Here is a 22732-nt window from a genome sequence, read left to right as displayed (position 1 = left end):
CGTCGCGAAATCGTGACCATTCCATTCATTCCGTCCGAGGGGTGCGCTCCCTAGACTCTGCAGTGCTGCACACTTCGCACTTCTTCGTGCACCAGCTCGAGTTCGGGGGAAGCCATGAGACATCGGGTCTCCATCATCATTCGGAGCGTGGCGGGGGCCGCGGTGATCGTCGCCGGCCTGTCGCTGGCCGGATGCGCCGGGTCGCCGGCCGCATCGCCGTCGCCGGCGCCGACCGTGACGGTCACGGCCACCGCGACCGCGACGGTCACGGCGACCCCGGCTCCGGTCGCCGCCTCACCGGACGACGCCATGACGCCGCTAGCGGCGTGGACCGCCTGCGCGGTGCTGGGCGCTCATGAGTATCTCGCGCAGGCTCCGAGCACGGAGCTCCGGCCGTACAACGCCGCGCAGCCTCCGACGAAGAACCCCGACGGGTCCTACCAGGCGATCGTCGGCATGACTCTTCCGCCCGGCACGCACGAGGGCGTGGGCAACGTCATCGCCGTCTGCACGATCGGCGGGACGCTCGGCACGCCGACGCTCATCGACTTCACGCTGAAGGACATCTAGCCGTTCGACCGGCCGGCGGGCGCGTGCCGCTCGAGGAACGTATAGACCTCGGTGGCGTCGACGCCCGGGAAGGTCCCCGTCGGCAGGGCCGCCAGCAGACTCGTCGGGGTGCGTGCGCTCGGCCATGACTGGCCCTCCCAGGTACTCGCGAGCGCGGCGGGTGCGCGGCGGCAGCACGCCTCATCCGGACAGGTCGAGATGGCACGGTGCGCGGTCTCGCGGCCGCGGAACCATTTGACGTCGGCAAACGGGACTCCGACGCTCACCGAGTAGTCGCCTTCCTTGGCCTTCTCGATGCGTGAGGTGCACCAGTACGTCCCCCGGGGCGTGTCGGTGTACTGGTAGTACGGGCTGAACCGATCCGCGACGTCGAAGACCGTTCGCGCGGTCCAGCTGCGGCACACCGGTGTCCCCTCGATCGCGCCCAGCGCATCCGACGGGAAGGCGACCGCGTCGTTCTCGTACGCCTTGATGATCGTGCCCGACTCGTGCACCTTCATGAAGTGCACCGGGATGCCCAGCCGGGCGGTCGCGAGGTTGGTGAACCGGTGCGCCGCCGTCTCGTACGACACGGCGAAGGCGTCGCGGAGGTCCTCCATCGAGATGCGGCGGAAGTTCTTGGCCTCGGCGAGCAGGGCGACGGCGTCGCGCTCGGGCAGCAGCAGGGCCGCCGTGAGGTAGTTGGTCTCGACGCGCTGCCGCAGAAAATCGGCGTAGTTTCCCGGCTCGTCGTGGCCGAGCAGATGTGACGCGAAGGCCTGCAGGATCGGCGACCGCGAGTCCCGCGAGGCCGACTGCTCGGTGGGCAGGTAGATGCGGCCGTTGCGCTTGTCGGTCACCGAACGGGTCGAGTGCGGCAGGTCGCCGACGTAGTGCAGCGAGTAGCCGAGGTGGTCGGCCATGTCGGAGACGGTCTGCTGCGAGACGGGGCCGCCGGCGTGCCCGACCGAGGTGAGCAGCGACGCCGCGATCTCCTCCAGCTCGGCGAAGTAGTTGTCGCGGGCGCGCATCGTCGCGCGCAGCTCGGCGTTCGCCCGCCTGGCCTCCTCGGGGGTCGCCGCGCGCTCGCGGTGCAGGCGCTCCACCTCCTGGTGCAGCGCCAGGATGGCGCGGAGTCCGGCGTCCGCCTGGGCTTTCGACACGCGCACGGGCTCGATGCCGAGGGCCGCGAACACCGGCCCGCGCTGAGCCCGCTCGACCGCGATCTCGAGGGCGGCGCGCTCATCCGGAGGCGTCGGATCGAGCAGGTCGTCGACCGTCACTCCGAGCGCAGCGGCGATCGCGCGCAGGAGGGCGAGCCTCGGCTCGCGGTTGCCGTTCTCGATCGTGGACACCTGCGACGGCGCACGATCGATCGCCTGCGCCAGTGCCTCCAGCGTCAGGCCGCGCTGCACGCGATAGGCGCGGATGCGACGGCCCAGCGTGAGGGCGTCCACATTCACGTCGTCGTCGACGGTGTCGGTCATGCAGCACATCGTGACACCCCCGCGAAGTTCTGGCAAACAGAAGAACGCGGATTCTTCTGCCGGGCTTTCTTGGCCGGGACGTGTGCAGCCCGCCCAGGATCGAAGTCACCCAGCCGATTCGATCGACCACATCACACGACCACGGAGGTCAGGATGAGCACTCAAAACACCCGCCCCGGCGACACCGTTCAGACGGCGGCCGAGCTCCAGCTCGAATGGGATGCGGACCCGCGTTGGTCGGGCATCCGCCGCGACTACACCGCCGCCGACGTCATCGCCCTGCGCGGTCCCGTTCGTGAGGAGCGCACGCTCGCCCGCCGGGGTGCCGAGCGGCTCTGGGACGCCATCCGGAGCAGTGACGACACGGCGTGGATCGCGGCGCTGGGTGCGCTCACCGGCAACCAGGCCGTTCAGCAGGTGCGCGCCGGGCTGCAGGCGATCTACCTCTCGGGCTGGCAGGTCGCCGCCGACGCGAACCTGTCGGGGCAGACCTACCCGGACCAGAGCCTGTACCCCGTGAACTCGGTGCCGGCGGTCGTGCGCCGCATCAACAACGCGCTGCTGCGCGCCGGCCAGATCGAAGGCACCGACGGGCCGGTCGCCGACTGGATGGCACCGATCGTCGCCGACGCCGAGGCCGGTTTCGGCGGCCCGCTCAACGCCTACGAGCTCATGCACTCGATGATCGAGGCGGGCGCGGCCGGCGTGCACTGGGAGGACCAGCTCGCCAGCGAGAAGAAGTGCGGGCACATGGGCGGCAAGGTGCTGGTGCCGACCGGCCAGCACATCCGCACGCTGAACGCGGCCAGGCTGGCGGCCGACGTCGCGGGCGTTCCGACGATCGTGATCGCACGCACGGATGCGCTGGCCGCCACGCTGCTCACCAGCGACCACGACGAACGCGACCGTCCGTTCCTGAACGGCGAACGCACGGCGGACGGCTTCTACGAGGTGCGCAACGGGATCGATCCGGTGATCGCCCGCGGCCTCGCCTACGCGCCGTACGCCGACCTGCTCTGGGTGGAGAGCGCCGAGCCCGACCTGGAGCTCGCCCGCGCCTTCGCCGAGCGCATCCATCGCGACTTCCCCGGCAAGAAGCTCGCGTACAACTGCTCGCCGTCGTTCAACTGGAAGTCGCACCTCGACGACGACCGGATCGCGCGATTCCAGCGGGAGCTCGCCGGCTACGGCTACGCCTTCCAATTCATCACCCTTGCGGGCTTCCACGCCCTCAACCACTCGATGTTCACGCTCGCCCAGGACTACGCCGCTCGCCAGATGAGCGCCTACGTCGACCTGCAGGAGGCGGAATTCGCCTCGGAGCGCGACGGCTACACCGCCACCCGCCACCAGCGGGAGGTCGGCACGGGCTATTTCGACCGCATCGCGACAGCGCTCAACCCCGACAGCGAAACGCTCGCCCTGGTCGGCTCCACCGAGGAGCACCAGTTCTGATCGTCCGGCACGACCTGCACCACCGACACGAGAGAAGAAGACCATGATCGAGATCACCGGCAGCACCGGCGAACGCTTCGATGAGATCCTGACCCCCGACGCCATCGCCTTCATCGACCACCTGCACCAGGCCTTCGCCGGCCGCCGGCAGGAGCTCCTGCTCGAGCGGCTGCGCAAGCGCACCGACGCAGCGAACGGCCGCGATCCGAAATTCCTCACGACGACGGCCGCCATCCGGGAGGACCCGACGTGGAGGGTCGCGGGCGCGGGTCCGGGGCTCGCGGACCGCCGGGTCGAGATCACCGGACCGACCGACCCCAAGATGGCGATCAACGCCCTCAATTCCGGCGCCCGGGTGTGGCTGGCCGACCTGGAGGACGCCACCAGCCCCACCTGGGGCAACGTGATCGGCGGCCAGCTCTCGCTGCACGACGCGGTGCGCTCGAACATCCGGTTCACGAGCCAGGAGGGCAAGGAGTACCGCGTCACGACGCCGCCGGAGCTCACTCCGACCATCGTGATGCGCCCCCGCGGCTGGCACCTCGTGGAGAAGCACCTGAGCTTCACCGACCGCGCGGGGCGCACGTCGCCGGCGAGCGCGTCGCTCGTCGACTTCGGACTGTACTTCTGGCACAACGCCCACGAGCTGGTCGCCGCCGGGCGCGGGCCGTACTTCTACCTGCCCAAGCTGGAGAGCCACGAGGAGGCGCGGCTCTGGAACGACATCTTCGTGTTCGCCCAGCAGCGCATCGGCATGGCCACCGGCACGATCCGCGCGACCGTGCTGATCGAGACGATCCAGGCGTCGTTCGAGATGGAGGAGATCCTCTACGAGCTGCGCGAGCACTGCGCCGGCCTGAACGCCGGGCGCTGGGACTACATCTTCTCGATCATCAAGACGTTCCTGGCGCGCGGCCGGCGCTTCGCATTCCCCGATCGAGACCGCATCACCATGACGGTCCCGTTCATGCGTGCGTATACCGAGCTGCTGGTCGCGACCTGTCACAAGCGGGGCGCCCACGCGATCGGCGGAATGAGCGCGTTAATCCCGAACCGTCGGGATGCCGTCGCCACCGAGCGCGCCCTGGCCCGTGTCGCCGATGACAAGCGGCGCGAGGCGCGGGACGGGTTCGACGGCACCTGGGTCGCGCATCCGGATCTGATTCCGACGGCGCTCGCCGAGTTCGACGCGGTGCTGGGGGAGCGGCCCAACCAGGTCGACCGGCTGCGCGACGACGTGAGCGTGACGGCGGGCGACCTGCTCGACGTCGCGACGGCCGGCGGCACGGTGACCCTCGACGGCGTGCGCGCCAATGTCTCCGTCGCGCTGCGCTACATCGAGGCGTGGCTGCGCGGGATCGGCGCGGTGGCGATCGACAACCTGATGGAGGACGCGGCGACCGCGGAGATCTCGCGCTCGCTGCTGCGCCAGTGGATCGAGAACCGCGTCGTCACCGATGAGGGCTGGCCGGTCGACCGCGAACTGGTGACGGGCATCCTCGACACGGAGCTGGCGGCCCTGCGGGAGACACCCGGCAGCCGGTTCGACGACGCCGCTGAGGTGCTGCGCGAGGTGTCGCTCGGCGAGGATTTCCCCACCTTCCTGACGATCGGTGCATATGCCAGGTACCTGGCCGACGATGACGCCGACGATGACGCCGACGATGAGATCGACGAGGCGCTCGCCGTGGCCGTCTGACCCGCCGCGACACGCAGTCAGCCGGCGGCGGGTGCTTCCAGGAACTCCACGAGCACCACGCCCTGGTTGTGCTGCGTGTCGCGCGCTCCGATCAGTACCGTGACCACGGGATGCTCGCGCCCGATCGCACGGAGCTGCTCGACGGCCGGGTTCTGCTCCAGCTCGGCCTCGTAGCGCGCGCGGAACTCCTCGAACCGGGGCGCCTCGTGGTTGAACCACTCCCGCAGTTCGGTGGACGGGGCGACCTCTTTGAGCCAGAGGTCGAGGTGCGCGCGCTCCTTCGAGACGCCACGTGGCCAGAGCCGGTCGACGAGCACCCGGTACCCGTCGTCCGGCGTCGGTTCGTCGTAGATGCGGGCGATCCGGAACATCAGCGCGGCTCCTCGGGAAAGTCGATCTCGGCCTCGGCGCCCTCCGCGAGCGGGAAGGTCGCCAGGAACGTGACCCCCTCCGGGCCGCCGTCGAAGCGGGCGACGCGCTCGCCCTCCGGTTCGAAGAACACGTCCCCGGGGCGCAGCACGCGCTCTTCGCCGCCCTCGAGCTGATAGACGGCCGAACCCCTCTCGATGCTGCCGACGACCGGGCCGTTGTGCACGTGCAGACCGGCGGCGACACCGGGCAGGATGCGGATGCGCCTGGTCTCGAGCCGGGCGACGGACACCGGATGCGCGAGTACGGCATCCTGTACGGTCACCCGGGTGACCGGCTCGGGACCGGGTGCGCTCGTCGTCACCGCCGCCCCCGCCGGGTCGGGGGTCACGGTCTTGGCGCCGACGACCTCGCCGAACAGCTTCTCGCCGGTCGGGGCGAAGCCCATGCGCAGGTAGAACTCCTCCGGACCGCCGTCGCCCTGCTCCCAGAGCACCGTGATGCGCTCCACCCCGCGTCGCCGTGCCTCGGCCTCGAGCGCGTCGACGGCGAAGCGTCCGACACCGCGCCGCTGGGCGCTCGCCGCGACGTTCAGCCGCCAGATGCCCGCGCGGAACTCCGGCACGTCGTTGCCGGGATCGAAGTTGCCCATGATGAACCCGACGACCTCGTCGCCGTCGAGCACGATCCGCGGCCACGCGGTGGGGGTGACATAGGCCTCGGCGAGGGAGGTGGCGACGGGGGCGACGAAGCGCTCCTGGCCGGGCGCGAGCTGCAGGCGCACGGCGGCGTCGACGGTATCGGGTGTGACCTCTGCGATCGTGAGCGGCGACATGGTGCGATCGTAGCGGCGGCCGCCGTCACACGGGAGGGAAGGGCGGCACAGCGCTGCCCTTGCCGCCGGTCAGCGGGCGAGCAGCGCGTCGATCTCCGTGGCGGTCGGAGCCGTCGCCGGCCCACGGCGGGTGACCGCGATCGCGGCGGCGGCGTTCGCGCGCCGCGCGGCCGCGGCGAGGTCGTCGCCCCGGGAGAGCGCCGCCGCCAGCACGCCGCCGTGCGTGTCACCGGCTCCGGTGCTGTCGACGGCGTCCACCGCGAAGCCGGGCACGTGCACAGGAGGTGCGCTCACCTGGTCGGTGATCCAGCATCCGTTCGCCGCGTCTCTCACGACGACCGCCCCCGTCGGCCGGATGCGCGCGCGAAGGGACGTCGCGGCGGCCGGCAGATTTCCCGTGCCGGTCAGGATGCGGGTCTCGCGCGCGTTGGCCGTGAGCAGATCGGTGCGTGCCAGCACCCGGTCGAGCAGGTCGCCGTCGAGCTCGTCGGCCAACGGCGACGGATCCACGATCACCCGCACGCCGGCGGGGAGTCCGTCGAGCCAGCCGGGTAGCGCGGCCGCGTTCGCCGGGTGCGCGAGGCTGTAGCCGGAGACGAAGACGAGGTCGTCCGGCGCGACCGGAACACGGTCGAGGTCGGCACGGGTGAGCCGGCCCTCGGCTCCGACCGACGTCACGAAGGTCCGCTCGGCGGTGCCGTCGACCAGCACGACCGAGAAGCCGCTGTCCACGTCGTCAAGTCCGGCGCTCACGATCTCCACTCCGCTCGACGCCAGCGCGGCCCGTACCACCGTGCCGAACGGCCCGGTGCCGTACTGCCCGGCGAAGACGACGGGCAGGCCGTCGCGTTCGGCGGCGAGCATCACGGTGAGACCGCCACCCGCTGTGACCAGCGTCGTGCCGGCGATCGTGTCCCCGCCGGGCTCGGGGAGGGCGTCGATGCCGAGCACGAGGTCGGCGACGACGTTGCCCGTGAACACGAGACGCGGCTGCTCAGTCATCGGACGCTCCCTGTGCGTCGCCGCCCCGCGACCGGATGCGCAGCAGACCGTCGACGAGCGCCGGCAGCGCGAGGTCGTTGACACGCTCGACCGTCGCGACCGCCGCCTCCGGCCACGCAGCCGCTCCGCGCGTCGCACCGAGCACCGCGCCGGCCATCGCGGCGATCGTGTCGGTGTCGCCGCCGAGCGACGCGGCGAGACACAGCGCCTCCCACGCGTCGTCGGCGACGGCGGCGATCGTCAGCGCGGCCACTACCGACTCCTGCGACGCCACCGACGTGCCGACCAGCTGCACGAGCGCCTCCGCCCGGCGGTCCTGCGCGAGCGCCGTCAGCATCGGGATGCTCCAGCGCAGCCGCGCGGCGATATCCGCCCCGGCGACCCAGTGGCCGTGGCGCGCGCCGAGTGCGGCCGCCGCGATGCCGAGCCGGACGGCCTCGTCGGTGTCGGCGCCGGCGACCCCGGCGCTCACGGCCGCCCCGACGGCCGAGGCGCCGGCGATCCCGAGCCCGGTGTTGTGCGTGGCCGCGCTCGTGCGCGCGACCGCGTCGACGAAGGCGTCGAGGTCATCCGCACCGATCGCGATGCCGAGCGGGGTGATGCGCATCGCCGCGCCGTTGGTCGTGCCGAACCGGCCGGCCTCGGCGGCGGGAACGCCCCTGGTCAGTCGATCGAGCGCGGCCTTCGTCGACGGCCCGAGCAGGTCCAGGGACCCCCGGGCGCGCATCCGGTTCTCCCACGCGAGCAGCGCCCGCGCGAACGTGTCCGCGTCCACGCGACCGTCGCCGTCGATCAGCAGTTCGGCCAGCAGCACCGCCTGCTCCGTGTCGTCGGTGACCGAGGCCGCCGGCATCCCGGCGGCGATCCGCTGGTGCGGACCGGCGTCGACGAACCCGGTGATCCGCCCGTAGTCCGCGGCGATCTCGTCGGCGGACATCGACTGGGTGGGCATCCCGAGCGCGTCGCCGATCGCGAGTCCCCGGAACGCCGCGAGGGCCCGATCGCGCTCGGCTACGGTCATCGGGACGATCCGACGGTCTCGGCCTCGACGATGAGTTCGCGGGAGTCGTGGGCGACCGGTCCGCCGTTCCAGTCGCCGTGGATGCGGCGGACCGCGAAGCCGGCGGCGCCCAGCGACGCGCGCAATTCGTCCTCGCTGCGGAAGCGCAGCGCGCCCCGGTCTTCCAGATGTTCTCCGGTCGCCCAGCGATAGTGGCCGGTCAGCGACACCACGCCGTCGGCGACCTCGGTGACCTCGTTCCAGGCGGTGAGCGGACCGTCGGCCGTGCTCAGCTCCGTGCGCGAATCCTCCGGCGTCCACTCGAGCCACGCCGCAGCGAGCGGGTTGCGACTCTCGAACACGAGCAGGCCGCCCGGACGCAGCGCGGCCCGCAGGTCGTCGAGGGTCGCGGACCATTCGGCGTCGGCCACGAACACCTGCGCCACGTGCCCGGTCATGATCGCGAGATCGGCCTCCCCATTCGGCAGGTCGGCGGAGGTGCCCTGGATCCACTCGACGAGGCCACCGCCCTCCCGCGCGCGTGCGATGTCGAGCATCGCCCCCGCGGGGTCGACGCCGATCGTCCGATGGCCCTGACGGGCGAGCCCGACGGTGAGCAGACCGGTGCCGCAGCCGAGATCGACGATGGTCGCGTCCGGATGCTTGGCACCGACGCCGAGATAGAACGCCGTGTCCGCGCCGAACGGGTTGAGGTCGTCGTACAGCGCGGCGAGGCGCGAGTCGGTGTAGCTGGCGTCGGGTGTCATCGGATCCACGCTAGCGCTGGGCCCGCGGCGGTGCGAGCATGAGTTCGGATGCGCCAGCACGCGAGGAGGCGATCATGACGATCATCGAAACGCCGGACGAAGACGAGGTCACGGGCGAGGTCGCGCGGATCTACGCGGCCGACATCAAGGACCTCGGCTATGCGGCGAGCCATACGCGGGTGATGAGCGTGAACCCGGAGGCGTACGCCGGCTGGGAGCAGCTCATCCGCGGCATCGTCTCGCAGCTGGGGAAGCGACGGTACGAACTGGTGACGCTGGCGGCGGCGCAGGCGCTGCACTCGACAGCCTGTCGTCTGGCTCACGGGCGCAAGACGCGCGCCCTGATCGATGACGAGCAGCTCGAGCGGATCGCCCGCGACTACCGCGACGCGGGTCTGTCCGAGGCGGAGGTGGCGATGATGGAGTACGCGGAGCGCGTCGTCACGGCGTCGGCCGACATGACGGAGGCCGACAGCCTGCGGCTCCGCGAGCTCGGCTTCACCGATCGCGAGATCGTGGACATCACGCTCGCCGCGTCGGCCCGCGGCTTCTTCAGCCGATCGTTGCAGGCGCTGGCGGTCGAGCCCGACACGCCGCCCGACCTGCCCGAGCGTCTCCGCGGCGCGCTGCTCGCGCCGCTCTGACCCAGCGCCCCCGACTCCGCGAAAGGTGCGATCCGTCGCCTATTCGCCCCGAATGAGCGACATTCGGCACCTCTCGCCGCGCCGGGTCAGGCGAGCTCGCCCAGGCGGTAGTCGACGATGGTGCGCAGCGTGGCGGAACTGAGCGGCGCATCCGGCGCGAAGTGCAGCGTCGCGCCCGTGATGCTCCCCTCGGCGAGCTCTCCCCGAAGCGCCGACGCGGCGGGCGGGCTCATCAGCAGCAGACTGCATTCCTTCGCCGTGGCCGAGAGCCCGACCAGGTCCTTTCCGCGCACGCGGAAGATCGGCACGCGGTATTTGATGACCTGCTCGGACTCCGGCACGATCTCGGCGATGCGGTCCCGCACCGTGCGCAGTGCGCCCGCGAACGGCTCATCGATCTTGTCGAGATACTCCTCGACCGTGTCTGCGTCGACTCCTCGTGCCATGCGAACACCGTACGCCGGTGCCCGAGGCAGTGCGCGCACCTGAACTCAGCGCGCGAACCGGGCTCAGTGCGCGAACGCCCCTTCCGGTGCGATCACGTCGGCCGGCTTGCTGATGAAGAACGACCCCACCACCGCGAACAGCGAGATGATCGCCGCCGCGAGGAAGGCCATGCTCACGCCTCCCGCCGTCGCCTGGTCCACCGACTCGCCGGCGGCCACCAGGGTGGCCGTGTGCGCCGAGAAGATCGCGATCAGCAGGGCGGTTCCCGCGGCGCCGGCGACCTGCTGCACCGTCCCCACGATCGCGCTGGCGTGGGAGTACAGGTGCGGCGTGACCGCTCCGAGCCCCGCCGTGAACAGCGGAGTGAACATCAGGGCGAGCCCGACGCTGAAGCCGACGTGGGCGGCGAGGATGAGGTAGGGCGACGTGTGATCGGTGACCAGGGTGAGGGCCCAGAGCACCACGCTGACGATGATCGCGCCCGGCACCACCAGCACACGGGGGCCGAACCGGTCGTACAGCCGCCCGACGAACGGCGCCATCACCCCCATCACGATTCCGCCCGGGAGCAGCAGGAGCCCGGTCGCCAGCGTGTCGAGGTGCAGCACGTGCTGCAGGTACAGCGGAAGGATGATGATCACGCCGAACAGCGATGCGGTGCTGATCGCCATGAGCACGATGGCCACCGTGAAGATGCGCGAACGGAACGTGCGCAGGTCGAGCAGCGCGCGGTTCTGGCGCTGCAGCAGCAGCTGACGAACGATGAACCCCGCCAGCGACAGCACACCGACTCCGAGCGACACCCAGAGCACGACCGATGTTCCGGCCCCGCCGTCGGTCACGCCCGTCTGGCTGAGCCCGTAGAGCAGGCCGCCGAAACCGAACGCCGACAGGATGACGGAGAACACGTCGAGCTTGACCTTCTCCGGCTCGGTCACGTTCTCGACGAACTTGATGCCGATCAGCAGCATCACCACGGCGATCGGCAGCACGATGAGGAAGATCCAGCGCCAGTCGAGGTAGTTGAGGATGAAGCCCGAGATGGTGGGGCCGATCGCCGGCGCGACCGAGATCACGATCGAGACGTTTCCCATCGTGCGGCCGCGCTTGTTCGCGGGCACCAGGGTCATCAGGGTGGTCATCAGGAGCGGGAGCATGATCGCCGTGCCCGACGCCTGGATGACCCGGGCGCCCACCAGCACGGCGAACCCGGGCGCGAGCGCCGCCGTGAGCGTGCCGATGGAGAACAGCGACATCGCGGCGATGAAGATCGACCGCGTGCTGAAGCGCTGCAGGAGGAAGCCCGTGATCGGGATGACGACCGCCATGGTGAGCATGAAGGCGGTCGACAGCCACTGCGCGGCCAGTGCGTCGATCTTCAGGTCGTCGATCAGGGTCGGGATGGCGACCGACATGATCGTCTCGTTGAGGATCACGACGAAGGTCGCCGACAGCAACAGCCAGATCACCCGGTTGTTGCGCTTGGTGTGATCGGGAGCAGTGAAGTCGGGGGCAGTGTGAGCGGGGGAGGCCTGCCGCGTCGTGCCCCCGTCGCGCACGGCGGCGTCGGCGGCGGAACCGTCGACGCGGAGGTCGGCGGAGGCGGGGTCGGCGAGCGCTTCTGGCGCGGGTGAGGTGTTCTCAGTCACGCGTTCCACAGTATCGACGGGTGCCGACATCCGGGGTTTCGTCGAGGTAAACGATCGGTCCGTTCACTCTCCGCGTAACCCATGCATTCGCATTGCGGGTCAGCGGCCGAGGCCCGCCACGGTGCGCACCGCATCGGCGACAGCAGGGGCGACGGCGACCAGCGCCGCTTCGTCCACTTCCGGTCCCCAGGAGAACCGCACCGCCGTGCGCGCCAGATCCTCGTCGACGCCGAGCGCGAGAAGCACGTGCGAGGCATCGTCGCTCCCAGCGGCGCATGCCGACCCGCTCGACGAGACGATCCCACGCCGCTCCAGTTCGAGCAGCACCGTCTCGCCGTTGGTGCCGGGGAACACGAACGACGCCACGCCGGGAAGCCGCGACGACGGGTGCCCGGTGAGTCGCGCATCCGGCACCTGGGCGAGCACGGCGGCGACGAAGGCCTCGCGCGCCGCTGTCGCCCGAGCCGCGTTCTCAGCGCGCGACGCGAGTGCGAGGCGGGCGGCCGTGGCGAGCGCGACCGCTCCCGCCACGTTCTCGGTGCCCGAACGGCGCCCGCGTTCCTGGCCGCCTCCGTGCAGCACGGGTTCGACGGGAAGCCGGCCGCTCGCATAGAGCGCCCCGATGCCCTTCGGCGCCCCGATCTTGTGCCCGGACACGCTGAGGGCGTCGACGCCGAGCGTCTTCACGTCGAGGTCGAGCCAGCCGGCCGCCTGCACGGCGTCGGTGTGGAACGGGATGCCGTGCCGGTGCGCCAGCGCGGCCAGTTCGGAGATCGGCTGAACGGTGCCCACCTCGTTGTTGGCGAGCATCACGCTCGCGAGCGTGGTGTCGGGGCGCAGCGCGGCGGCGAAGACGGCGGGATCGACGAGCCCGTCGGGGCCGACCGTCACCGTGGTCACGGTGAAGCCGTGGTGCCGCACCAGGTAGTCGACCGATTCGAGAACGGCCTCGTGCTCGATCGGCGTCGTCACGATGTGCCGCCCGCGTGGCGATGCCAGGGCGATCCCCTTGATCGCGAGGTTGTCCGCCTCCGTCCCACCCGAGGTGAAGGTGACCTCCGACGCCCGGCAGCCCAGCCACTGCGCGACGGTCGCGCGGGCATCCGCCAACGCCCGGGCCGCCGACTCGCCGACGGTGTGGTGGCTCGACGGGTTGCCGAAGTCGCCGGTGAGATACGGCCACATCGCTTCGAGCACCTCGCGGCGGACCGCAGAGGTGGCCGCCGCGTCGAGGTAGATCACGGCGTCGCCGGCTCCCCGGCCACGATCACGTCGAGCCCGAGGTCGAGCGACCGGACGCTGTGCGTGAGCGCGCCCACCGAGATCACGTCGACGCCCGTCTCGGCGATGTGCCGCACGGTGGAGAGGTTGACGTTTCCGCTCGCCTCGACGACCGCGCGGCCGCCGATGATCGCGACGCCTTCGCGCAGCTCTTCGATCGAGAAGTTGTCGAGCATGATCGTGTCCACGCCCGCGGCGAGCACCGGGGCGATCTGGTCGATGCGGTCGACCTCGACCTCCAGGTGTGTCGTGTGCGAGAGCTGCGCACGCACGGCGAGCAGCGCATCCGTCACCGACAGACCGGATGACGCGGTGAGCACCGCGAGGTGGTTGTCTTTCGCCATCACCGCGTCGGAGAGGGAGAACCGGTGATTGTGGCCGCCGCCGGAGCGCACGGCATGCCGCTCGAACGCGCGGAGGCCCGGCGTCGTCTTGCGGGTGTCGACGATCCGCGCGGAGGTGTGGGCCGCCTCCCGCACGTACTGCGCCGTGAGGGTCGCTATCCCGCTCATCCGCTGCACGAGGTTGAGCGCGACGCGTTCGGCCTGGAGCACCGAGCGGGCCGGACCGCTGACGGTCGCGAGGGTGTCGCCCGCCTCGAAGACGTCGCCGTCCGCGACCGCGAGTTCCACGGTGATGGCGGGGTCCGTCAGGGTCATGGCCGCGGCGAAGACGGCGCCGCCGGAGAAGGTGCCGGGCTCGCGCGCGGCCAGGCGGGCCGTGGCATATGCCGATTCGGGAATGAGGAGTTCGGAGGTGATGTCGCCCCAGGGCGCGTCCTCGGTCAGAGCGGCGCGCACGACCGTCTCGATGATCTGAGTGGTCAGCATGGAACGGTCACCTCGGTGTCGGCCGCTACCGTACCGCTCACCGAATGGCGTGCGGGTCCGGCGGCGGGGAAGGGGAAATCGGAACGGAAGTGCGCGCCGCGCGACTCCTCCCGCGAGAGGGCGGCGTCGACCACCAGGCGCGCGAGGTCGAGCAGGTTGGCGTCTTCCCGTTCGGCGCGGCCGGCAGGGGCGTCCGCCGCCGTCCACTGCGCGAGTCGCAGGCGGGCGCGTTCGAGCGTCTCGCGGGTGCGATGGAGACCGGCGGCCTCCCAGAGCAGGGCCTGGAGGGCGGCGCGGTCGACGGTCGTCGCATCCGGGGCCGTGGCGAGCGGCACGATGGTCGCGTTGCCTGCGTCGCGGAGCCAGGTCGGGCCGCCCCACTCGGCCTGCGCAGGCACGCCGTCGGCGAGGTCGGCTGCGGCGCGATGTGCGAAGACGATGCTCTCCAGCAGCGAGTTCGAGGCGAGCCGGTTCGCGCCGTGCGCGCCCGTGCAGGCCACCTCGCCGACCGCGTACAGGCCCGGGAGGGTGGTGCGCCCGGCCGTGTCGGAGGCGACGCCGCCCATCCAGTAGTGGGCCGCCGGCGTCACCGGGATCGGCTGCCGCGACCAGTCGAGCCCGGCCGCCCGGCAGGCCGCGTCGATCGTCGGGAAGCGCCGCGCCAGGAAGTCGGCGCCGAGGGCTGTCGCGTCGAGCAGCACCGGCTCGCCGTCCTGTGCGGCCATCTCGACGGCGATCCCGCGGGCGACCACATCGCGCGGGGCGAGTTCGGCATCCGGATGCACGTCGAGCATGAACCGCTCGCCCGTCCGGTTGAGCAGCACCGCGCCCTCACCGCGCACGGCCTCCGAGATGAGGAACGAGCCCCCGGTGGCCAGGGCGGTCGGATGGAACTGGTAGAACTCGAGGTCGGCCAGGGCGGCTCCGGCGCGCCAGGCGGCGGCGACGCCGTCGCCGGTGGTGACCGCCGGATTCGTCGTGTGCGCGTAGAGCCGGCCTGCGCCGCCGCTCGCCAGGATCACGGCGTCGGCCTCGAGTGTCTCGAGCGTGCCGTCGTCGCGCGAGACCACCACGCCCCGCACCGTACCGTCGCCGACGACGATCTCCGTGAGGAACGCGTGCTCGACCACCCGGGCCGCCGAGGCCAGCACGGAGCGCACGAGCGCCCGCTCGATCTCCGCCCCCGTCGCGTCGCCGCCGGCGTGCAGCACGCGGGCCGACGAGTGCGCGGCCTCGAGCCCGCGGGCGAGCTCGTCTCCCGCGCGGTCGAAGGCCACGCCGAACGCGATCAGATCGCGGATGCGCGCGGGACCCTCCGCGCAGAGCACCTCGACGGCTTCCGGCACGGCCAGTCCGGCGCCGGCGCGGAGGGTGTCGGCGATGTGCGCCTCGACCGTGTCGTCGGGGAACACGGCAGCAGCGATCCCGCCCTGGGCGTACGCCGTGTTGCTCTCCGACAGCTCGGCCTTCGTGACGACCGTCACCCGGTGGCGGCGGCTCGCCTCCAGGGCGGCGACGAGCCCGGCGACGCCGCTGCCGACCACCACGATGTCGGCCATGTCAGGCCGCCATCGTCGTGTCGGGACGTGCCGCGAGCATCCGCTCCAGCGCGACGCGGGCGGGCACGGCCACGTCGGCCGGCACCGTGATGCGGTTGAGGACCTCGCCGTGCACCAGTCCCTCGAGCACCCAGGCCAGGTACCCCGGGTGGATGCGGTACATCGTCGAGCACGGGCACACCACCGCGTCGAGGCAGAAGATCGTGTGCTGCGGGTACTCGGCGGCCAGCCGCTGCACCAGGTTGATCTCGGTGCCGATCGCGAAGGTGGAGCCGGCCGGCGCGGCCTGGATCGCCTTGACGATGTAGTCGGTCGAGCCGTACTCGTCCGCGGCGTCGACGACCGGCATCGGGCACTCGGGGTGCACGATGACCCGCACACCCGGATGCTCGGCACGCGCCTGCTCGATCTGGCCGACGGTGAAGCGCTTGTGCACCGAGCAGAAGCCGTGCCACAGGATGACGCGCGCGTCGGACAGCGTCTCGACGTCGTTGCCGCCGAACGCCTTGCGCGGGTTCCACAGCGGCATCTGCTCGACCGGGACGCCCATCGCCTTAGCGGTGTTGCGCCCGAGGTGCTGATCAGGGAAGAAGAGCACGCGCTGGCCGCGCTCGAGCGCCCACTTCAGCACGGTCTCGGCGTTCGACGAGGTGCAGACGATGCCGCCGTGCTCGCCGCAGAAGCCTTTGAGCGCGGCCGACGAGTTCATGTAGGTCACCGGGATGACCGGGACGCGTCCCTGGGCATCCGGCTCCGTTCCGTACAGCGCCTCGAGCTGCTCCCAGCACTCGGTGACCGAGTCGATGTCGGCCATGTCGGCCATCGAGCAGCCTGCTGCGAGGTTGGGGAGGATGACCGCCTGCTCCGGGCGCGAGATGATGTCGGCCGTCTCGGCCATGAAGTGCACGCCGCAGAAGACGATCGCCTCGGCCTCCGGCTTCGCCTTCGCGGCGTTCGCGAGCTGGAACGAATCTCCGACGAAATCCGCGTACTGCACGACCTCGTCGCGCTGGTAGAAGTGGCCGAGTGTCACGACGCGGTCGCCGAGCGTCGCCTTCGCCGCCATGATGCGGTCGTGCAGTTCCTCCGGGCTCGCCGTGCGGTACTCCTCCGGCAGCTCGCCCTGGCGCGGCGCGGCGGCGGGGATCGGGTCGGCCATGGAGGCGCCGGGACCGTACGACGGGAGCAGCGAGTCGAACTCCCAGGGCGCTTCGACCAGGTCGGGGGTGCAGGTGTCGCCCTCGAGCTCGCCGCGCGCGATGAGCTGGATGGTGGTGTCGACCGAGGCGGTGATGCTCATTTCGCGTGTCCTTCGTCTTCTTCCGATGAGGTACTGCCTGTTGCGGTGCTGCCTGTTGCGGTTGGTGGTGCGTCGAACGGGTGGCGCTGACGGGGGAGGGGCCCCTGGTCGGCGAGGTCGATCGAGCCGTTGTAGCGGTAGAGACGCGGCGGCCGGTGACGCGTGCCGGTGAGGTACTGGTCGGTGGCGACCACGGTTCCCGAGCCCTCGATGGTGCGCCGGAAGTTCGCCGGATCGAGCGCACGGCCGAGTACGGCTTCGTGCACCTCGCGCAGCTGGGCGAGCGTGAAAGTCTCGCCGAGGAAGGCGTGCGCGATGCGGCTGTACTCCATCTTGGTGCGGAGCCGCCAGAGGGCGTAGTCGACGATGAGATTGTGGTCGAAGGCCAGCTCGGGCAGGTCGTCCGCGGGGAACCAGCGCACGTTCTCGCCCACGCTCGCCCGCGACGCCTCGTCGCTGCGCACCAGGGCCCAGTACACGATCGACACCACGCGGTCCGCCGCGGTCGAGCGGCGCACGTCGCCGAACGCGTAGAGCTGCTCGAGGTAGCGCGGGCGCAGACCGGTCGTGTCATGCAGGGTGCGGGCCGCCGCGAACGGGAGGTCCTCATCCAGGTGCAGCGGGCCGCCCGGCAGGGCCCAGCGCCCCTCGAACGGGCTCCGGATGCGTCGCACGAGCGGCAGCCACACCTGCGGCACGTCGCCCGTCTGCTCGTCCGTGCGCAGCGCGAAGATGACCGTCGAGACGGCGAGCAGCGCGCTCACCGGCTCGTGCGCCCGTGCCTCTGGGTTCTCGCTGGACGACATCGCCGCTCCATCCGGGTAAGAGTCAGAATGACCCTAAGTGTGATCCGATCTTAGTGTCATCTCGACCAGAACTCCAAACGCGCGGCGACATCCGGTGAACAGGCGGTGCGCATCCGGCCGCATTCGCGCCGGCATCCCGCCCCACGATGGTCCGGATTCGGGGCCGCGGTCGGATATGCTGGCTTCGTTCGCGCCTGCGCGCGGACGGCGAGTGCAACTGAATACTGGGCCATCGAGGCCGATGCGGGAGAGCCGGAGCGCAGAGCGTGCGTCACCGGCACCGAAGGAGCAATCCTCCCCGACAATCTCTCAGGTACGCGTACCGCATCGGACTGGCCACTCTGAAAAGCAGAGCAGCGCACCAACGCTGTTCTCGCCCACGGTGAAAGCCGCGCCTGTGCGCGGTGAAACTCTCAGGCCGGATGACAGAGGGGGAGTTCTCACGCCGCCGAAAGGCGAGCGCCCAACTCCCGGCGACGGCCGGCGGAACCGGAGAACTCATGACCTCGAACGACGCGGAACGCTTCTCACCGCTGCACGACGCCCATCAGGATGCCGGCGCCTCCTTCACCGACTTCGCCGGCTGGCAGATGCCGGTGCGCTATTCGAGCGATCTGGCCGAGCACCACGCGGTGCGCACGGCGGCCGGGCTCTTCGACCTCTCGCACATGGCGGAGATCCTCGTACTCGGGCACGAGGCGGGCGCAGCCCTCGACTACGCGCTCGCCGGACGCCTGTCGGCCATCGGCATCGACCAGGCGAAGTACAGCCTCCTTCTCTCGCGCTCCGGCGGCATCATCGACGACCTCGTCGTCTATCGCACCGGCGACGACCGGTACATGATCGTCGCGAACGCCGCCAACCGCCACCAGGTGGTCGAGGAGCTGCGCGACCGCACCGCCCCATTCGACGCCGAGGTCTATGACGAGAGCGACGACATCGCGCTCATCGCCGTGCAGGGCCCGGCGAGCCTCTCCATCCTGCTGGCGACCCCCGGCTTCGCGGTCGAGGGCGGCGCGAACGACGGCGACGACTTCGGCGACCGCCTCGCGTCGCTCAAGTACTACTGGTCGCTTCCCGCGCTCTACGAGTCGCACCCGATCCTCATCGCACGTACGGGCTACACGGGCGAAGACGGCTTCGAGCTCTACCTCGCGCCTGACAACGCGAGGCAGCTGTGGGATGCCCTGCTGGAGGCCGGCGCCGAGCAGGGCCTGGTGCCCGCCGGGCTCGCCAGCCGCGACACGCTCCGCCTCGAAGCCGGGATGCCGTTGTACGGCCACGAGCTCGGCCTCGACACCTACCCGGCCCAGGCCGGCCTCGGCCGCGTCGTCAACCTCGCCAAGGACACCGACTTCGTCGGCCGCGCGGCGAGCGAGGATGGCCCGGATGCCGAGGCACCTGTGCTCGTGGGGCTGATGGGTCACGGCAAGCGCGCGGCCCGCGCCGGCTACCCGGTCTACGCGACCGACGCGACCGACGGCGCCGACGAAAAGGTCGGCGTCGTCACCTCCGGCGCCCTCTCTCCCACCATCGGCGTCCCCATCGCGATGGCCTACGTCGCGCCGCGCTTCGCCCGGCCGGGAACCGAACTGCACGTCGACGTCCGCGGCACGCGCCTCGGTTTCACCGTCACCGCCCTTCCCTTCTACAGCAGAAAGAAGAACTAGCCATGGTCGCACCCCAGGATCTGCAGTACACCGCCGAGCACGAGTGGGTGCTCGTCGATGGCGACACCGTGACCGTCGGCATCACCGCCTACGCGGCGGAGAAGCTGGGCGATGTCGTGTTCGTCGAGCTTCCGGAGGTGGGCAGCACGCTCGCCGAGGGCAAGGTCGTCGGCGAGATCGAGTCGACCAAGTCGGTCGGCGAGCTGTTCGCCCCGGTCGACGGCACCGTCACCGAGATCAACGACGCCGTGGTCGACGCGCCCGAGCTCGTCAACACCGACCCGTTCGGCGAGGGCTGGCTCGTGAAGGTCGCCTTCACCCAGCTCCCCACGCTCCTGAGCTACGACGAGTACGCCGCCATCACCGGCGAGTAAGGCTGACACTTTCGATGACCGACCTCTTCCAGACGCGTCACATCGGCACCGACGGCGACGCGCAGCGCACCATGCTGTCCGCCCTCGGCTACGAGAGCGTGACCGACCTCGTCACCGCCGCCGTCCCCGAGTCGATCCGCGTCGCCGACGACGCCGGATCGGTGCTGCCACCGGCCGCGAGCGAGCGCTCCGCCCTGCGCGAGCTACGAGCCCTCGCCTCGCGCAACACCGTGAACCGCTCGATGATCGGTCTCGGGTACTACGGCACGATCACCCCGGCGGTCATCAAGCGCAACGTGCTCGAGAACCCGAGCTGGTACACGGCGTACACGCCGTACCAGCCCGAGATCTCGCAGGGCCGCCTGGAAGCGCTGATCAATTTCCAGACCATGGTCTCCGACCTCACCGGTCTCGTCACGGCCAACGCCTCGATGCTCGATGAGGGCACGGCCGTCGTCGAGGGCATGCTGCTCGCCCGCCGCGCCTCCAAGTCGAAGAGCGCGCGGTTCATCGTCGACGCCGACACCTTCCCGCAGACGCTCGCGCTGCTGCGCAACCGCGCCGACGCCGTCGGCATCGAACTCGTCGTGCTCGACCTCGCCACGACGGCACCGGATGCCGCGGAACTGTCCGACGCCTTCGGCCTCTTCGTGCAGTATCCCGGTGCATCCGGCCGGGTCTGGAACCCCGCCGAGGTCATCGCCACGGCGAAGGCCGGGGGAGCGATCGTCGTCGCCGCGGCCGACCTCCTGGCCCTCACCCTCCTGACCTCGCCGGGCGAGCTCGGGGCCGACGTCGCGGTCGGGACCAGCCAGCGCTTCGGCGTCCCGATGGGCTTCGGGGGACCGCACGCCGGCTACATGGCGGTGCGCGCAGGACTGGAACGTCAGCTCCCCGGCCGCCTGGTCGGCGTCTCGCAGGATGCCATCGGCAAGCCCGCCTACCGCCTGACCCTGCAGACCCGCGAGCAGCACATCCGCCGTGAGAAGGCGACGTCGAACATCTGCACCGCCCAGGTGCTGCTCGCCGTGATGGCTGCGATGTACGCCGTGTACCACGGCCCGCGCGGACTCAAGGTGATCGGTCAGACGGTGCACGCCTCCGCCGCGATCGCGGCCCGCGTGCTCCGCCAGCACGGGGTCGACGTCGTGTCCGAGTCGTTCTTCGACACCATCCAGGTGCGGGTCGCCGACGCGGCGGCCACCGTCGCCGCAGCGCATGAGCGCGGCATCCTGCTGCACGCGGCCGGCGACACCACCGTGTCGGTCTCGTTCGACGAGGAGACCGCCGCCGACCTCGGCTCCGGTTCGCCGCTGCTCGCCGAGCTGCTCGAGATCTTCGCACCGGATGCCGGCGAGCCGGCCGCCATCGACGCCGATCCCGCCGTGTTCGAGTCGGCGGACTCCGGTTGGTCGGCTTACGCGCCGCTGAGCCTCCGCTCGTTCGACGCGTCCCTCGCGCGCACCAGCGACTACCTCACGCATCCGGTCTTCAACACGCATCACTCCGAGACGGCGATGATGCGGTACCTCAAGTACCTCGCCGACAAGGACTACGCGCTCGACCGCGGCATGATCCCGCTCGGCTCGTGCACGATGAAGCTCAACGCGGCGACCGAGATGGAGGCCGTGACCTGGCCCGAGTTCGCGGCGCTGCACCCGTTCGCCCCGCGCGAAGACGTCGAGGGCTCGCTCGCCCTCATCGACCAGCTGGAGACCTGGCTGGCCGACGTGACCGGCTACGACTCCGTCTCGCTGCAGCCGAACGCCGGAAGCCAGGGCGAGCTCGCCGGGCTGCTGGCCATCCGCGGCTACCACCGCTCGCGCGGCGACCTGCAGCGCACGGTCTGCCTCATCCCGCAGAGCGCGCACGGGACCAACGCGGCGTCGGCGGTCCTCGCCGGAATGAGCGTCGTCGTCGTCGCCTGCGACGAGCTCGGAAACGTCGACCTCGACGATCTGCGCCTCAAGATCGCCGAGCACGCCGACACCCTGGCCGCACTGATGATCACGTATCCGTCGACGCACGGCGTCTACGAGCACGAGGTGGTCGCGATCACCCAGGCCGTGCACGACGCGGGCGGCCAGGTCTACGTGGACGGCGCGAACCTCAACGCGCTGCTCGGCTACGCACGCTTCGGCGACTTCGGCGGCGATGTCAGCCACCTCAACCTGCACAAGACCTTCTGCATCCCGCACGGCGGCGGCGGCCCCGGCGTCGGTCCGGTCGCGGCGAAGGCGCACCTCGCGCCGTTCCTGCCCGGCCACCCGCTCGCCCAGAGCGCCGAGCACTACCTCGCCGGCGGCGGCGTCGTCGAGCACGCCGGGGGACCGGTCTCGGCCGCGCCGTACGGCAGCCCGAGCATCCTGCCGATCAGCTGGGCCTACGTGCGCATGATGGGCGCCGAGGGGCTGCGCGACGCGACCGGAGCCGCCGTGCTCGCGGCCAACTACGTCGCCGTGAAACTCCGCGAGCACTTCCCGGTGCTGTACGCGGGCGACAACGGACTGGTCGCGCACGAGTGCATCCTCGACGTCCGTCCGCTGACCGAGTCGACCGGCGTGACCGTCGACGACGTGGCCAAGCGCCTGATCGACTTCGGATTCCACGCGCCCACCATGAGCTTCCCGGTCGCGGGCACGCTGATGGTGGAGCCGACCGAGAGCGAAGACCTCGGCGAGCTCGACCGGTTCGTGACCGCGATGGTGGCGATCAAGGCCGAGGCCGACGCCGTGGCGGCGGGGGACTGGCCCTCCGACGACAACCCGCTGCGCAACGCGCCGCACACGGCGGAGTCGGTCATCTCGGGCGAATGGGAGCACGCGTACACGCGCGAGCAGGCCGTCTACCCGGTGCCGGGACTGGTGCGCAGCAAGTACTGGCCGCCGGTGCGCCGCATCGACCAGGCGTGGGGCGACCGCAACCTGTTCTGCGCTTGCCCGCCGCCCGAGGCCTTCGCCTAGCCTCTCCCGTCCCGTCCCGCCCGCATCCCGCGGCACACGCAATCGA

Annotated in this window: 19 protein-coding genes, 1 pseudogene and 2 riboswitches; of the genes and pseudogenes, 7 read left to right on the top strand and 13 right to left on the bottom strand. The window is 70.9% G+C overall.

All coding sequences use genetic code 11. From position 1 onward, the window contains the following. The first annotated feature begins 147 nt into the window (after positions 1-147). A complete protein-coding gene (locus tag PKE84_RS00110; protein WP_271175164.1) occupies positions 148-570 on the top strand; it encodes a hypothetical protein in 423 nt (140 codons plus the stop codon). Here PKE84_RS00110 and PKE84_RS00105 read toward each other — a convergent pair. After that, positions 567-2036: a helix-turn-helix transcriptional regulator gene (locus PKE84_RS00105; RefSeq protein WP_271175163.1), complete on the bottom strand. Its 1470-nt coding sequence runs from the start codon at positions 2034-2036 to the stop codon at positions 567-569. The two genes, PKE84_RS00110 and PKE84_RS00105, sit on opposite strands and share 4 nt — an antisense overlap. 153 nt (positions 2037-2189) lie before the next feature. Between PKE84_RS00105 and aceA the strand changes: the two genes are divergently transcribed. Beyond that, positions 2190-3491 carry an isocitrate lyase gene (aceA, locus tag PKE84_RS00100; protein WP_271175162.1) on the top strand — a complete coding sequence of 434 codons (1302 nt, stop codon included), beginning with the start codon at positions 2190-2192 and terminating at the stop codon, positions 3489-3491. Positions 3492-3534: 43 nt separating this feature from the next. After that, the gene (gene aceB, locus PKE84_RS00095; protein ID WP_271175161.1) at positions 3535-5190 is read left to right on the top strand and encodes a malate synthase A; all 1656 of its coding nucleotides are present in this window, start codon (positions 3535-3537) and stop codon (positions 5188-5190) included. 17 nt (positions 5191-5207) lie between these two features. Here the strand turns inward: aceB and PKE84_RS00090 are convergent, their stop codons facing one another. The 5 genes and pseudogenes from PKE84_RS00090 to PKE84_RS00070 form a co-directional block, all read right to left on the bottom strand. Beyond that, positions 5208-5561, bottom strand: a complete 354-nt coding sequence (locus PKE84_RS00090; RefSeq protein ID WP_271175160.1) for a DUF488 domain-containing protein — start codon at positions 5559-5561, stop codon at positions 5208-5210. 395 nt (positions 5562-5956) lie between these two features. Further along, a pseudogene (locus tag PKE84_RS00085) lies at positions 5957-6394 on the bottom strand (GNAT family N-acetyltransferase); the annotation flags it as partial. A gap of 69 nt (positions 6395-6463) precedes the next feature. Further along, positions 6464-7396 carry a PfkB family carbohydrate kinase gene (locus tag PKE84_RS00080; RefSeq protein ID WP_271175159.1) on the bottom strand — a complete coding sequence of 311 codons (933 nt, stop codon included), beginning with the start codon at positions 7394-7396 and terminating at the stop codon, positions 6464-6466. Then, positions 7389-8417 (bottom strand): ADP-ribosylglycohydrolase family protein, encoded by a 1029-nt coding sequence (locus PKE84_RS00075; protein WP_271175158.1) that lies wholly within the window; start codon positions 8415-8417, stop codon positions 7389-7391. The genes PKE84_RS00080 and PKE84_RS00075 overlap by 8 nt, the downstream gene beginning before the upstream one ends. After that, positions 8414-9163, bottom strand: a complete 750-nt coding sequence (locus PKE84_RS00070; RefSeq protein ID WP_271175157.1) for a class I SAM-dependent methyltransferase — start codon at positions 9161-9163, stop codon at positions 8414-8416. The genes PKE84_RS00075 and PKE84_RS00070 overlap by 4 nt, the downstream gene beginning before the upstream one ends. Before the next feature lie 74 nt (positions 9164-9237). On the opposite strand from PKE84_RS00070, the gene PKE84_RS00065 reads away from it, so the two are divergent. Next, a complete protein-coding gene (locus tag PKE84_RS00065) occupies positions 9238-9807 on the top strand; it encodes a carboxymuconolactone decarboxylase family protein (protein WP_271175156.1) in 570 nt (189 codons plus the stop codon). A gap of 86 nt (positions 9808-9893) precedes the next feature. Here the strand turns inward: PKE84_RS00065 and PKE84_RS00060 are convergent, their stop codons facing one another. The 7 genes from PKE84_RS00060 to PKE84_RS00030 form a co-directional block, all read right to left on the bottom strand. Next, entirely contained in the window at positions 9894-10253 is a 360-nt protein-coding gene (locus PKE84_RS00060) for an iron chaperone (RefSeq protein WP_271175155.1), read from the bottom strand. Positions 10254-10316: 63 nt separating this feature from the next. Further along, positions 10317-11903: an MDR family MFS transporter gene (locus tag PKE84_RS00055; protein WP_373877089.1), complete on the bottom strand. Its 1587-nt coding sequence runs from the start codon at positions 11901-11903 to the stop codon at positions 10317-10319. 99 nt (positions 11904-12002) lie between these two features. Beyond that, a complete protein-coding gene (locus PKE84_RS00050) occupies positions 12003-13145 on the bottom strand; it encodes a cysteine desulfurase family protein (protein WP_271175154.1) in 1143 nt (380 codons plus the stop codon). Beyond that, the gene (gene nadC / locus PKE84_RS00045) at positions 13142-14014 is read right to left on the bottom strand and encodes a carboxylating nicotinate-nucleotide diphosphorylase (protein WP_271175153.1); all 873 of its coding nucleotides are present in this window, start codon (positions 14012-14014) and stop codon (positions 13142-13144) included. The genes PKE84_RS00050 and nadC overlap by 4 nt, the downstream gene beginning before the upstream one ends. Next, the gene (nadB, locus tag PKE84_RS00040; protein ID WP_271175152.1) at positions 14008-15573 is read right to left on the bottom strand and encodes an L-aspartate oxidase; all 1566 of its coding nucleotides are present in this window, start codon (positions 15571-15573) and stop codon (positions 14008-14010) included. Before nadB ends, nadC begins: the two co-directional genes overlap by 7 nt. A 1-nt stretch (position 15574) precedes the next feature. Then, entirely contained in the window at positions 15575-16873 is a 1299-nt protein-coding gene (gene nadA / locus PKE84_RS00035) for a quinolinate synthase NadA (protein WP_271175151.1), read from the bottom strand. Then, positions 16870-17679, bottom strand: a complete 810-nt coding sequence (locus tag PKE84_RS00030) for an NUDIX hydrolase (RefSeq protein ID WP_271175150.1) — start codon at positions 17677-17679, stop codon at positions 16870-16872. Before PKE84_RS00030 ends, nadA begins: the two co-directional genes overlap by 4 nt. 234 nt (positions 17680-17913) lie before the next feature. Further along, positions 17914-18014, top strand: a riboswitch (glycine riboswitch). 1 nt (position 18015) lies between these two features. Beyond that, a riboswitch (glycine riboswitch) is annotated at positions 18016-18115 on the top strand. A gap of 64 nt (positions 18116-18179) precedes the next feature. On the opposite strand from PKE84_RS00030, the gene gcvT reads away from it, so the two are divergent. From gcvT to gcvP, 3 genes are read left to right on the top strand one after another with little or no spacing between them, the layout of a single operon-like run. After that, positions 18180-19349: a glycine cleavage system aminomethyltransferase GcvT gene (gcvT, locus tag PKE84_RS00025; protein ID WP_271175149.1), complete on the top strand. Its 1170-nt coding sequence runs from the start codon at positions 18180-18182 to the stop codon at positions 19347-19349. 2 nt (positions 19350-19351) lie between these two features. Beyond that, a complete protein-coding gene (gene gcvH, locus PKE84_RS00020) occupies positions 19352-19723 on the top strand; it encodes a glycine cleavage system protein GcvH (protein ID WP_271175148.1) in 372 nt (123 codons plus the stop codon). Positions 19724-19737: 14 nt separating this feature from the next. Then, positions 19738-22686, top strand: coding sequence for an aminomethyl-transferring glycine dehydrogenase (gene gcvP, locus PKE84_RS00015; protein ID WP_271175147.1), 2949 nt, complete (start codon positions 19738-19740; stop codon positions 22684-22686). The last annotated feature ends 46 nt before the right edge of the window (positions 22687-22732 follow it).

Origin of the sequence: Leifsonia poae (assembly GCF_027921845.1) — a bacterium.
In the GTDB taxonomy this organism is placed as follows: Bacteria; Actinomycetota; Actinomycetes; order Actinomycetales; family Microbacteriaceae; genus Leifsonia; species Leifsonia poae.
This window is presented reverse-complemented; position numbering and strand designations above follow the sequence as displayed.